At 40.6% G+C, this 13230-nt stretch carries 10 protein-coding genes; 3 read left to right on the top strand and 7 right to left on the bottom strand.

Annotated features, from left to right (window positions below; genetic code table 11):
• Window positions 1–67 precede the first annotated feature (67 nt).
• The 3 genes from HMAT_RS03670 to HMAT_RS03660 all read right to left on the bottom strand — a co-directional run bounded on the left by HMAT_RS03670 (window position 68) and on the right by HMAT_RS03660 (window position 3496).
• Window positions 68–1102: an endonuclease/exonuclease/phosphatase family protein gene (locus HMAT_RS03670; protein ID WP_104381443.1), complete on the bottom strand. Its 1035-nt coding sequence runs from the start codon at window positions 1100–1102 to the stop codon at window positions 68–70.
• A gap of 563 nt (window positions 1103–1665) precedes the next feature.
• Window positions 1666–2535: a pirin family protein gene (locus tag HMAT_RS03665; RefSeq protein ID WP_104381442.1), complete on the bottom strand. Its 870-nt coding sequence runs from the start codon at window positions 2533–2535 to the stop codon at window positions 1666–1668.
• A gap of 229 nt (window positions 2536–2764) precedes the next feature.
• Window positions 2765–3496, bottom strand: coding sequence for a DUF6796 family protein (locus HMAT_RS03660; protein WP_104381441.1), 732 nt, complete (start codon window positions 3494–3496; stop codon window positions 2765–2767).
• Window positions 3497–3703: 207 nt separating this feature from the next.
• On the opposite strand from HMAT_RS03660, the gene HMAT_RS03655 reads away from it, so the two are divergent.
• Both HMAT_RS03655 and HMAT_RS03650 read left to right on the top strand, forming a co-directional pair.
• A complete protein-coding gene (locus HMAT_RS03655) occupies window positions 3704–4972 on the top strand; it encodes a sialidase family protein (RefSeq protein WP_104381440.1) in 1269 nt (422 codons plus the stop codon).
• A 1278-nt stretch (window positions 4973–6250) separates the two neighbouring features.
• Window positions 6251–6751, top strand: coding sequence for a DinB family protein (locus HMAT_RS03650; protein ID WP_104381439.1), 501 nt, complete (start codon window positions 6251–6253; stop codon window positions 6749–6751).
• 55 nt (window positions 6752–6806) lie between these two features.
• Here the strand turns inward: HMAT_RS03650 and HMAT_RS03645 are convergent, their stop codons facing one another.
• Window positions 6807–7400: a YdeI family protein gene (locus HMAT_RS03645; protein WP_104381438.1), complete on the bottom strand. Its 594-nt coding sequence runs from the start codon at window positions 7398–7400 to the stop codon at window positions 6807–6809.
• A 411-nt stretch (window positions 7401–7811) separates the two neighbouring features.
• On the opposite strand from HMAT_RS03645, the gene HMAT_RS03640 reads away from it, so the two are divergent.
• A complete protein-coding gene (locus tag HMAT_RS03640) occupies window positions 7812–8351 on the top strand; it encodes an SMI1/KNR4 family protein (RefSeq protein WP_104381437.1) in 540 nt (179 codons plus the stop codon).
• A 191-nt stretch (window positions 8352–8542) separates the two neighbouring features.
• Here the strand turns inward: HMAT_RS03640 and HMAT_RS03635 are convergent, their stop codons facing one another.
• From HMAT_RS03635 to HMAT_RS03625, 3 genes are read right to left on the bottom strand one after another with little or no spacing between them, the layout of a single operon-like run.
• Window positions 8543–10183 (bottom strand): DUF4832 domain-containing protein, encoded by a 1641-nt coding sequence (locus HMAT_RS03635; RefSeq protein WP_104381436.1) that lies wholly within the window; start codon window positions 10181–10183, stop codon window positions 8543–8545.
• Between the two features lie 32 nt (window positions 10184–10215).
• Window positions 10216–11712, bottom strand: a complete 1497-nt coding sequence (locus HMAT_RS03630; RefSeq protein ID WP_104381435.1) for a DUF4832 domain-containing protein — start codon at window positions 11710–11712, stop codon at window positions 10216–10218.
• A 26-nt stretch (window positions 11713–11738) separates the two neighbouring features.
• Complete coding sequence (locus HMAT_RS03625) at window positions 11739–13211, bottom strand: RagB/SusD family nutrient uptake outer membrane protein (RefSeq protein ID WP_104381434.1); 1473 nt, start codon at window positions 13209–13211, stop codon at window positions 11739–11741.
• Window positions 13212–13230 lie beyond the last annotated feature (19 nt).

Here is a 13230-nt window from a genome sequence, read left to right as displayed (position 1 = left end):
GTTACATTTTCATGGGTTTATTTTGCACCGTTAACAAGCGATACGCATATCCAATTTTCGCACTATTCTAAAAAACAAAAGTCACCAAAAGTGCCTTATGATCTGTAGGCCACACTCCTTTCGGAAGCAAAAATTCATCTTCGCTATCTTTTTCCTGCTTTTTGGCGTATTTCACCGTTTCCACAGGCCCGACAATCATCGCCTTCACCACTTCTAATGGTTGCTTACTGCGATAATAGACATAATCTATTCTGTCCCGATCATCAGCTGTCGGTGCCCAGGCCAGCTTATCAATAGGGACATCCTTATTGAACGCCGGATAGGTAAACCCTGGGTGACTTACAGAATTAGGATATTTTAAACGAAAACTATCCTTGAATCCCGCCTTTTCCAACAGCACCGAACAATCCCAAGGAACAATCGCTCCCCGATGATCGAACAGATCCTTTGTTGCAGCAGTCCAGTCCAAGTGTGATGGTTCATTAAAATCCCCTGCAATAATAAAGGATTGGAATTGTTCCTCATGAGCTACATCACGAATAACATCGCGTATTGCTTCATCCCTTTTGCTTTTTCGGTTCGATTCCACGATGGCGGACACATCATTAATTGGGCTTTCCATTTTTTTCCAGGTCACGCCATCGTATCCCCGGGGAAGATAACAGGCGTAATTGGTGTAGTCTAAATGCAAGGAATAAAAGACAAAATCTCGGCCGCCAATTTTGATCTTGCTCTTTAGCACACCACCCATTCCGCTATCTTTGTCATAAAGTGCATGTTGATCTCCCACAGGATATTTGGAAATTAATCCCACATCTAGCTTCTCATCACTTGATTTACCAAAATAGCTTGATCCTTTGAATTTTAACTCGGCCAATATTCGTTGGATAAAATCAGTTCCATTGTAATTTCGAACCTCACTAAAAAGCACGATATCCGCATCTTTGTCTATGATTTCATCCGCTATGGCCGGAAAGCCATTCGGAACAATCGTTCCCTCTTGCCAAATATTAATTTGCAGGACTCGCAACGCTGTCTTCCTTTTGGCAGATGCCATCTGCCAGATGCCCAACAGCATCAATAGGACTATAAATTTTCTCATGTTCATCTATACAGTATGTGTCAACCCATAGGTCTAAGCAACATGCCCTATCAAATAGGGCATGCTTGATCTTCAAAGATCCAAAGACTTTAGCACAACTCCTATCCTATTTTTGTAACAACCATATGATTTTATCAACATTAACTCCCACTGATGTTGTATAACCTCATTCCCATGCGCTCGATTGGCGTCAAATTATTAATAATAAAATTCAGGAACAGAATTTCTATATATCCATCATTTTGACCTCCCTAAGAAATTATCTGTTTACTGCGGCGTGCAAGCGTTGCCGAATAGCGATTAAGAAGGAATAGACAAAGGATGTCTCTTTTTATAAAACAAGTCAGCTAAGCCGATTTGAACAATCGCGTCAGGATCTCTATTTTGAAGAAGAACTGGAGGAGAAGATCGATAAAGCGATCATCAATCTCCCCAGTTCGTCCCGTGAAGCGCTCGAATTGAATAGGTTTAAAAATCTCCACCTATAAGAAGATTACATTGAAATTAGGGGTATCACCCAAGACAGGTGACTACCACATTCAATAAGCATTCAAATCAGCAACCTACTCAAGTGTGCCGAATTTACCAGCCTGAAAATCTTCAAAAGCCTGATAGATTTCCGCTTGCGTATTCATCACGAAAGGCCCATAACTCACAATAGGCTCGTCGATAGGTTCACCACTCATAAACAGCAAGACCGCTTGTTCGTTAGCCTTGACCACTATTTCCTCACCATCATTTTCAAACAGCACGAAACTATGTTCTTTGGCCAACTGCCCATTGACCTCTGCCGCTCCATTGACAACCAAAATAGCAGAATTATGATGCTGTGGAACACTAAAAGTCACCTGATGTCCCTTTTCCAATTTAATATCAAATAGATTGACGGCCGTATATGTCTCAGCCGGTCCCTTTGTATCCTGAAATGTACCGGCTATGACGTTGATGACCCCTGCTCCTTCAGGTAGCTGTACTTTACCCATCTGATCCGCAGTTATACCCTGATAATGTGCCGTGGCAGACTTGTCTTTTGCCGGTAAATTGACCCAAAGCTGTACCATTTCAAAAGGGCCTCCAGCTTTAGAAAAGTTTTCTTCATGATACTCTTTATGCAGTATTCCTGCTCCAGCTGTCATCCATTGGACATCACCGGGATTAATGACACCACTGTTGCCCGAACTGTCATGATGTGCTACGCTGCCTTTATAAGCAATTGTTACAGTCTCAAATCCTTTATGTGGATGGACATCTACTCCGCGGATATGATCAGATGGGCCAAAATCAAATTCCGCATTAAAATCCAACAAAAGGAAAGGACTCATCCGTCTTTTTGTAATTCCATTGCCAGGAACCATATTATACACACGGAATCCGTCGCCAACCATACCTGGTTGTGCTGGACGAGGGAATAATTTTTCAATTGATTTTTTCATTTTTAGTACTCCTATCTTATGAATCTATACATCAGCAAGCGTGCACTTGCTTGCTTGCTTGCTTGCTTGCTTGCTTGCTTGCTTGCTTGCTTGCTTGCTTGCTTGCTTGCTTGCTTGCTTGCTTGCTTGCTTGCTTGCTTGCTTGCTTGCTTGTGTTTGTATAGTCAAATTTACGCCATCAAGGAGGTACAAACCAATAACCTAGTTTAAGCGTAAAACTTAATGTAGATTAAGAATCCGCAAACTTAGCCGGTGCTGTTGGCTTTTTGAAAAGCAGCAATAGCAACACAAAGAAAAGTAAATAGGCAATATTAAAACCCGCAGCGAGCAGCCAGCCCTTTAGCGACGATGAAGGCAAGAATCGCAAAGGCAGCTGATAGATAGTAATAAATACAGGACTGACAAAAGCAGCCCAGCGGGGCAATTTCGTTTTTCGCATAAAGACGAGAAGAGAAAACAAAAGCCAGCCTAACATCAATACCGCAATAGCTGTTCCCCAGGCAATATATAAAACTTTAGTAAAGCCCGCAGCAGTCTCCAATAGATAAGGATGAGCCACTGGATCCGTATAATAAATTGCTTTGAATATTTCGCCTGTGTAATAGAAATCAGCATGCCCCAATGGCATCAGCATAACACTGACGATCAACACAAAATAGGTAGCCCAAGCATACCATTTCGACTTGTCATTGAAATACTGGTACGCCAGCCACACTCCCGGCAAGAATAAAGTAGCCGTCATCGAGGCAATCAAAGCTCCAAACATCAGACGAGCAGTTGACCCTTTCAACATCAAAATGGCGATACCCACATCAACCTTATCCGCATAAGTCTCCGAAAAAAGCGGGTAATCTCCAGGATCCACATCAAAACCAGCAACAAACATATCCCCGATAATCCAACATACTGCCGCCAGTATACTAGCGGCAAATGACCAATTAATTTTTGTAGTGTAAAGCATATTAAGAATTAATCCAATAAAATAAATATGTTGCAAAGGTATGCTTAAGCGGATCAACCAGAATCCGCCTTAAGGAACAAATTGTCCGTGGAACGGAATTTTTTGGGCTGCGGGGATGTTATTTATCAGAAACAACATTTAGAAAATAATCGTAACTTCATATAAAGAACGATGTCCTATTGACCAATAAACCTTAGTTTTTGCAATATGCTCTACCAATACTTAATTAAATTGACTTTAGTCCTAACTTTTATCTTCCTTTTCTCGCCGTTTTTTTCAGAAGGACAAGACCTTAAGCCGGCAACCGTAAACAACATAAAACAGAATGGGAGCATCCAGTGGGACCATTCCAGCCGACGTCGAATCTCCTCACCTAATTTCGCCAGATATTCCGGCTATGGCCGAATTGTCCAGCTACCGGACGAATCGTTGCTCGCTGTTTATGAAGCAGACGGCAATATTGTTGCTGCCAAAAGTCAAAATCTGGGCGACAGCTGGTCAGAGCCCATCGTTATTGCAGCAGCGAAGGAAGGCGTCAAAATGTGCGTGCCGGACCTTATTAAACTGGATGATCAGCGTATTCTCGCATTCTATAATGCACGTCCTTACGACATTTCCCCAAGCCGGAGGTTCGGCATCCATCTTAGGCAAAGCAGGGACGGTGGAAAGAGCTGGGAAGCCGAACAGATACTTTACCAAGCCGGGCACCAATTCGAAAATGGATGTTGGGAACCATCAGCCATCCAATTACCAAATGGGGAAATCCAGCTCTTTTTTGCTAATGAAGGACCCTACACAAAAAGCAATGAGCAAAATATATCCATGTTGCGGTCCGTTGATCATGGAGCAAGTTGGAGCAAAACACCATCTGTTGTCAGCTTTCGTCCAGGAAAACGCGACGGCATGCCTGTCCCCCTATTGCTGAAGAATAAAAAAGAAATCGTTCTGGCCATAGAAGATAATGCCCTTCTTACTTTCAAACCATACATCCTACGCAATACACTTCAAAAAAACTGGGCAAATACCATCTCTGCAAAGAGTCCTGATCGCAGTTACGCATTACATGATCCTATTGCAAATGAAATCTATGCTGGAGCTCCCTATATTAGACAGCTAAGCACAGGTGAGACCATACTTTCCTATCAGAGCACAGAGGGTCGCACCAACAAAATGGATTATGCCGATATGAAAGTGCTTATCGGAAACGAACGGGCAATGAATTTCAAAAACAGATCGGTTCCGTTTGTCATCCCGAAAAATAAATCCTGCCTCTGGAATAGCGTCACCGTACTAAGTGATGATACAATCCTCGCAATTACGAGTACGAACGCATATTCAGATCAAACCGAAGTATGGATGATAAAGGGAAAATTTCTTCAAGACACAGAAAATCAAGGAACAAAAGATCAAGAAAAAACAGAAAAAAAATTCACCATGCTCGCATATTTGAATAAGGAAGCAGGCCATACACATTAACAGACACTACAATTATAGACAAACAAACAACTCGTAAACAATTTATTAAGAAATTAACAACACAGCACATTTAAATATCTCGCTATAACACGAAATGCACGCATCGCTTGCTCAGCTATACCCGTAAATGATTTTCTAAACCAAACACGCGCGCAATCCTGCAAACGTTACCACGCGTTGCCCGCTAACAGCTTAATTAGCTTTTGTGATCAATTTTTTTAAAATAAGTTACCTTATAGGCAACAAAAGCAAACGTCCCACTGAGGCCGTTATTAATACATCTACAGCCATCAATACAGGTCATATCGATGAAGCTATAATATATTCTACCCTATTTCCATTGCGTGTAGCGTGGCATTACAATTAAACGCCATAGGGATAACCGTGTCTGCAAAGATGTCCCTTAGTTCCGGCAAAACACCTTGCCAAAACACCTTCGTTTTTGGCTATAATCAACTTTCCCAAAACGGGAAAAAGAATTTCTAAAACGCTCAGAAATCCACAAAAAAACTCAAAAAGACCACTATAACTAACGGTTATAACGACTTGATTTTTATAATCTATTTTTTATTTAGATAATAATCGTAATAACTTAAATTTCAAACAACAATAATACGAAAAGATCCATTTTTAATATTATTTATTTCGGATAGAAAGTCATAAATATTGATTACCCCACTTACAATAATATGATCTGGATAAAAAAACATGATGTAGATTTTAGCCAACAACTTCGAAAGATAAAATGCCACACAAATGAAGGATAGAAAACCAGCGGAAGCCAGCGACTACCTTCCCCTGCTCAGATCGGTGATATTATCATATACGACAATTGCCATTCAGATAGCCACAGGGATTACAATAGCCAATAATAATCACTGCAATAGCAACGCGACCCCCTCTTTGGGCAAGTGCATTGAGCAGCCAACCATCCCCTCGGTGATAAAGGGAAAATCACGGTCTGCTCTTTCTATAAACACCACAATTACCACTGATATACAACTTATTATCACAATATATATAAACTTAATATTCATACATATTCGTCGAGTAAAATAGTGGAATTATTATCCGCGTGAAGGAAAACTATCCTTCAATTATACAGAACAGTCTTACGATGATGCCATACAAACGTTGACAGTATTTTCAATGATAGGATATTTGCCATAAAAAAAATAATTGATCCCTAGTGTAGATATCTACAAACTTGTTTATTAAGGTTTAAACAATTACGATCCAGCAACTGTTCCTCCACAAAAGAAAGATCTAAAACTTAGCATGATGGAAGATGTATTAATAAAACATATTACGCAACAATTGATTGATGTCGAAACAGCCGACCTTTGGATCGACGAAAATTTTGAAAAAAAACTAGCTCAAGTTGATTCAACGACAGCCTTTGAACGCCCGATCGCTGAAATGCATAGTATAGCGGAATTAACATCGCATCTCATCGAATGGCGTAGAGAAGTTTTAAGCCGTCTAAAAGCAAATCCACGGGGGCTCGAGATGAGCGACGCAGCAAATTGGCGAACTAACGAAGAATTGAAAGCTCAGGGCTGGGAAAAGCTATTGAAAGATTTTTATGAAACACAGCATAATATTATAGCCTTTATGAAGGGAAAAGATGATTCTTTCCTCCATACAGCTTATCCACATGCAAATCAATCTTTTCCACACGATTATAAGTATCTGTTAACTGGTTTAATTCACCATGACATGTACCACCTGGGGCAGATGGGTATTACGATTAAGTTCCTGAAGTTAAACCACTACTAAATCTATATCCAAAACATAGCCGCACCTGGCTTGATTATTTATTTAATCCACTGAATTACCGGAATTGTTTTGGTTTCATTTGACAGGCACCCTGCTCAGCAATCTCGACAATCCGCCGGTTTCGGGTTTCAGGACGTTTTGCCAGAGCAATCCATTGCAGCAGCATTTTTTTTGCTGATTTGCTCAAACCGGCAAAGAATGCTTCAGCTCCTGAATAGCTGTTCAATGCCCTGTCCAGATCTTCTGGAATAAACAGTTCCTCTACGCTATCAAGAACGGACCACGAGCCGTTTTCCTGAGCCATCCGGATTACTTCCAGTCCCGCCTCAGTCATCTTTCCACTGGCTATAAGTATCTCGATTTTTTCTTTATTGACCCTCGACCAGGTTCCCCTGGGCTTACGTCTGCTGAATAACTGCTTAAAAGAGCCTTTATGAATTGTTTTTCTTGTACTATCAATCCAGCCAAAACATAATGCTTCATCGACCAGTTCACTCCAGGCTACAGCTGGCCGGCCCGAATTCTTTGTATTACAGATAATCCACACGGATTTCTCCACTAGATGGTTATCCACTAACCACTGCCGCCATTCAGCATGTGTATGAATACTGATGGACTGCACTTCCTTTACTTGTTGTATCTTATTCATTTTTGGTTTATCTATTATTTCCAGATCTTGACGGATTATCCACCCCAATAAATTTCTACAGGGCGAAGCATTTTACTGCATTCTCAGCACACAACTGGCTTATTACTGGTATATAAAATTAATAAAACAAAAGACAACTGCTTGTCAGTACATAATATTTCTACAGGATTATTTCTTATGTCATCAAGCGATCGGTTGAAATAGGCTATTATAAAACAACAGCCGGAGCGGAGGCAAATTTCAATTATAAGAATTATGCCATTAATTCCACTATTTTTGCATTCATTTTCGGTGAAGTGACAACGGCGATCACGATGATTTTTATTCGTCCAAAAAAGTGATCCATACGATGGGTAACAAGATGCTGACGAATTATCTGTTTTAATATTTTTAGTTTCGAACGATTGGACTATGGTCAATAAATATTTTGGATTAGCTTTAACTGGAATTCCGACAGAATTTGGAGATCTAACGGCATTAGACGATTTTACATTTCCAAATGGAAGAAGCTTTCCTACATCTTATAAAGAATTTGTATTAACATACGGATATGGATTAGCATTGGGAGAATTCCATATTTATCTACCAATGGGCGAGTATGGTGATTCATTATTTGTGCGAACAGCTGCAATCAAAAACACCTACATTGCCGATGTTGAGCTTGGGGATATCTGGTTTGACATCGCGCCTGACGGATCTCCCGAATTATTAAAACGATTGTTCCCCTTTGCTTGCAGCGACAATGGCTATTATCTTTTTTGGGATTGTGACTCCGCATCAGCTCATGAATTCGATATCTATCTAACAGACTTTAGAGGGGTAGGATTTCGAAAAGCTGGCCGGTCATTGTATGAACTAGTCGACAACTTAACCGGTCATCACAAGACATTTCTACCTTTTTCCAGTAATCCCCTACCCAGGACTTTTAAATGTCTGACCAAAGTTAAATAACAAAAACCTATAGGTCGGTATCACTTTTCGATATGGACCACAAGAAGTTAATAAACATATTGAAATCAACAAACAAACAAACAAACAAACAAACAAACAAACAAACAAACAAACAAACAAACAAAGCAAATGATCCTGCTTAAATTAACATTCAAGCAGGATCATTCTTTCCAATTAAAATTCAATCTCTTTTATTGCAAATTGATTGTCCCCAAGATATTAATCAGATATTTAGACTGAGGATCTCGCCAATGTTGCATTCCACGATCTGCAAAACGAATGGCATATTCAGCATCACACTTTAATGCAGTCTCAGCATCGGGTAACCACAAGCCCAGCTTATATTGTCCCACAGGAAGACTGATTGGCAGCACAACCTGTTTCGTAATCAAGTATGAAGCTGTATTTGTAGATACATTCCAGTTTCGTGCATCCTCTTGAAGAGAAAACGTTGTTACTTCGTTATTACTATCGATTAAAGCTAAATACAGGTTGCGCGAATTAATCAGATTTGAAAACCCTAGATTGGTCAATAGGATCTGAATATCAAAATTACTCCCGCGCGTCGCATTTCCCTGGAAGCGAGCTTCCCTTATCTGAAACCGATAACCTAAATGATCGCGGATGAAATCGTAGTAAGAACGTGTCACAAGCTGTCCATTAGCATTCGTAAAATACGCCGTATCTCTTGGTATACTGGAATAACCGGAGTTAACAATATCTGACAGCGATACTTGTTTATTTCGCCAGATTTGCAGGTTGTTTTTACTTCCGCCATTGAGCTGATCCCGCATACTGAATGAAGTGTATCTATGTTCACTCAAAATCCTCAATACAGTCATTGGATTCATTTCCTTATTGAAATCATAAGGCCCTGATCCATTAGAAAAATAGGGAATTTCACCATCCATCCATAGCCCCTTAGCATTCTCATTCTTAATCTGAGTATAATCAGCTGAACCTATTGGGAAATCAGAGCCAGGGGCCTGTAGTCCTGTCGTAAAAAAATCATTGTTAAATGCAACCCGATTATAGTCAACTGTCGTAAAAGGTAGCCAGCTTACACTTCCCGAAAGCGCATTATTTTTAAGCCTTGGATACCTCGCCATCACCTGTCGTTCATTGTCCGCTGCATTCAAAATAGATTTAAAGATAACAGAAGTAGCATCCGCATAGTTCGTGTGGTTATAATAGGATGCTCCCCACTCTCCCCAGTCACCGACGAACCCAGCTTGTATAACGGGGATTTGGCCTTTATTTAATGCAAAAACCGGTGTTAGCTGTTGCAGATGGCGTTGTATATGCTGTACGGTGTAGGGAATCTTTGTTGTTGTAAGCGGTGATCCATCATAGGAAAACCGAAGCAGTGTTTTGATATGTGCATTCTTTAATTCATCAAAATAATATTGTATGTTAGCTAATGAGGTTGTACTTAAATCTGTCTGTGCCTCTTGTGTCAGGTAAATATAGAACTGCGTTAATGTTAGACTATCACTTGAAGAACCTGTTGGAATCTGTCCCAAAGGATAGACAGTAATTGCATTCCCTAATCCGCTGGTATAATTCTGTCCGTTGAACACCCCTTGTCGATTATTCACATAGACAAAAAATTCACTTCGGAAGCCGCGTTCAGGATTTCGTAATGGATCACTGAGCTTTTCCCCAGCTTGTAGGCCTAAATAAGTATGTGCGGGACCAGCGGCTGACACCTTGAGTTTTTTTTCTTCTAGTAAAGGTTCTACTTCCTTAATATTGCTCTTGCCACAGGAGGCAAGAGATGCAAGCAGCCAGGCAAAGGCAAGCCTCTGCAAGTTTCGCATTATTATTCTCATAATTTTATAGTTTAGATTATGTTATTGACGGATTAAAAGTCCGCAATGATATTAATTCGCCCATATGTAGGATGGTTAGTAATGATGCACATATCATCATTGGCAAATTGAATATCGTATGCAGATTTACTTGCGAGCTCTTCCTCCGGATCTGGCAGCCACAAACCAATAGAGCCATGTACTATACTTGACAAAGGCACTTCCATTTGAATATGATGGAGCAAAGCAACATCTTCCTTTCCGTTTGGATCATAAGGTTGCCAATGACGTGGATCGACCGATAATTTCTTCTTTTCCACAATTTTATTATCCTTATCTAATACGATAAGGTATACTGGCCTGGGATTGTGAATAGTCGAAAAGCCTACGTTTTTGACAACGATGTCGACAGCCAGCCTCTTGTTATGACATTGAACTGTAGTATTCGCACGGTCTATATAAAGCCTATAACCTAGGTGATCCCTTATAAAATCATAGGCTGATCGGGCTACAGTATGTTTGTTTTCTGTAAAATAGCTTGGATCAAACAAGATCCCCATAGACCGGAGCATATCAGCTGTCAATGCTGTTTTTTTCCAGTTCGCAATATTCAGTTCATTGTTTTGTGTAATATCAAAGAGACTATAATGATGTTCCTTCAGAGCTTTGAGGCTATTCTGTACCGAAATTAAGCTATGTAGCCCCCACTCAGTCGCTTCGGCATAAGGAATCTCCCCCATTACCTGTACATAAGGTGATTCTCGTTTGACCTGTTTATAAGCCTTACTCCCAAATGTATAATCATTATCAGGTGCTTTTGGGTGTTCTGATGCCGTAAAATAATCGTTATTATATCCTATTCGATTTAAATAAGCCGATTTAAGCTTAAGTTTTGTCTTTTGATTGGGGTAACGGATTGTTGTCTGTCTATCTGCAAAAATATCCAGTATGCGCCGTACCATTTTTGCTTTGTTGACATAATCGGAACTCATCGGCGAACTATGCCCCTCTCCCCAAGCGCCAATAAATCCAATCTGCCAAATATCAATTAAACCTATATTTTTTTTGATCAGCGGTTCCAACTGGTTTATATGTCGAAAGACATCCTTAAAGTTTGCTTTTGTACTTCCATAATCGACATCATAAGCAAACCGCAACACCACCTTAAAACCTTTCTTTTTAACCTCATCAAAGATCAATTGCATCTTATCTAGCCCTTCTTTCGCAATATCTCCCCCCACATAATCCGTGAGATAAAAGTATAGCTGCAACACCGAAATATTGTCATCAGGACTACCATAGCGGCTAATCTGTTCGTCTATCCACCCTTTTGGATAGGCAACTTTGTGGAAAGGATTATATAAATTATGCGCAAAATAGTTGGACTCCAAATGATAACCCCGCTCAGGATTATGGATCGCATTTTTGGCAACAATTTGCATATGCTGATCCTTTTGTTGTAAAGTGTCTGTCGAAACACCTCCCAAAGCCTGATATATGGGCGCCAATAGCGCCCATACCAAAGTCAGTTGTTTGATTGTTTTTTTCATATACCCATTTTTTTCAAAAATGAACCCTAGTAACCAGGATTTTGCTGAATTTTCTTATTTTCATTGATCGCCCATTGCGGGATGGGAAACAACAGCCTACTTTCATCTGAATAAGATGCTCCACGTTTCTTAGCTTCCGAAAGATACTTCCCATGCCTGATCAAGTCCTCCCGACGATGCCCTTCCATAAACAACTCTCTAAATCTTTCATCCAATATAAAGTCATTTAATGCATTTTCTCCAGCAAAATCTGAAGCAAAAATAGTTGTTGTTTTCGCACGGTTGCGTACCATATTGATCAGACCTACCGCTTCACTACTGAGTGGCGAAATATGATTTAAGGCTTCGGCTCGAAGTAGCAGCACATCTGCATAGCGATATACCACCCAATCATTCCCGTGGGCCTCGCCTGTCGAAGCAGGATCAGCAGGATATTTATAGGGTACGGCCCCCGTCTGTGCCCAAGACTCATTTATTGAGCGCAAATCGACCATGCCTTTGCTGGTATTGATACTGCCCCAGATTGATTTCAGGCGCTCATCGCCATTTTTAAACTTATCAAACATTGTCCAAGGGACTTTATAACCGCCCCATTTTTGAACCGGTATACCATTGGGTTCAACATACTCAGAGGGCAACACATGGGCTAGCCAGTTATTATAGCGATCGTTTACAGTCAAACATGGAATAGCAAAGATGATTTCTGAATTCATCTCATTATCCACAGCAAAGATGGACGAATAGGATACCTGCAACGAATACTGTTTCAAATCCATGATCTCCTTCGAAATTTTAGCGGCTTCAGTCCAGTCTTTTTCGTGCATCGCCAGTTTGAGGAGTACCATCAATGCAGTTCCTTTGGTAATACGACCGTAATCCTGTGACGAATAGACAACCGGGAGCTTATCCGCTGCATCCCGTGCTGTAGATTTGATAAAATTCAACATCCATGCTTTCGTGGGTCTTTCCGGTTGAAAGTTCGTGTTTGGATCCAGGGTTATTGCAGGATCTGTCACTATAGCTGTTGGTCCGTAGAAATCATATAAGGTGTAGGCTAACAAAGCTGTTATCCCTTTTAGTTCAGCACGATAACGCGCTTTGAGTTCGGCATCCATGCTAATAGGCTCAAGCTGCACAGCAATATTCACACAATTGGTAATTGCCTTGATATACGGACCGTAGGTTTTAGCCGTCACGTGCTCACTGTTTGAGTTCCAAAGAAATTTGGCGTAAGTTTCCCAGACACCACCGCCCCAATAACAGACAAATTCGTCGGTGGTGGCGGTATTCATCACCCAGCGTGATTGCCAGGATATATCCGAAAACCCACCATATGCCCCTCGGTTAAGGATACCATATACCCCAGTAATCAACGTACGAGCATCTTCCTCATTTTTCGGATAATTCGACGGACTTAAACGATCAAACACCTGTGGTTCAAGGTTCTCGCAGGAGTAAATCAGGGATACCCCTAGCAACAAAAGAAATATTTTTTTCATTAGAATAAATGTATTAAAG

Origin of the sequence: Sphingobacterium sp. HMA12 (genome assembly GCF_002933815.1) — a bacterium.
Taxonomy (GTDB): Bacteria; Bacteroidota; Bacteroidia; order Sphingobacteriales; family Sphingobacteriaceae; genus Sphingobacterium.
The sequence above is the reverse complement of the archived record's forward strand: the minus strand, read 5'-3'. Positions and strand labels throughout refer to the sequence as shown.

Coding starts and splice junctions, on each gene's coding strand:
- HMAT_RS03670 (WP_104381443.1), bottom strand. CDS start 1,102: ATGAGAAAATTTATAGTCCTATTGATGCTGTTGGGCATCTGGCAGATG.
- HMAT_RS03665 (WP_104381442.1), bottom strand. CDS start 2,535: ATGAAAAAATCAATTGAAAAATTATTCCCTCGTCCAGCACAACCAGGT.
- HMAT_RS03660 (WP_104381441.1), bottom strand. CDS start 3,496: ATGCTTTACACTACAAAAATTAATTGGTCATTTGCCGCTAGTATACTG.
- HMAT_RS03655 (WP_104381440.1), top strand. CDS start 3,704: ATGCTCTACCAATACTTAATTAAATTGACTTTAGTCCTAACTTTTATC.
- HMAT_RS03650 (WP_104381439.1), top strand. CDS start 6,251: ATGATGGAAGATGTATTAATAAAACATATTACGCAACAATTGATTGAT.
- HMAT_RS03645 (WP_104381438.1), bottom strand. CDS start 7,400: ATGAATAAGATACAACAAGTAAAGGAAGTGCAGTCCATCAGTATTCAT.
- HMAT_RS03640 (WP_104381437.1), top strand. CDS start 7,812: ATGGTCAATAAATATTTTGGATTAGCTTTAACTGGAATTCCGACAGAA.
- HMAT_RS03635 (WP_104381436.1), bottom strand. CDS start 10,183: ATGAGAATAATAATGCGAAACTTGCAGAGGCTTGCCTTTGCCTGGCTG.
- HMAT_RS03630 (WP_104381435.1), bottom strand. CDS start 11,712: ATGAAAAAAACAATCAAACAACTGACTTTGGTATGGGCGCTATTGGCG.
- HMAT_RS03625 (WP_104381434.1), bottom strand. CDS start 13,211: ATGAAAAAAATATTTCTTTTGTTGCTAGGGGTATCCCTGATTTACTCC.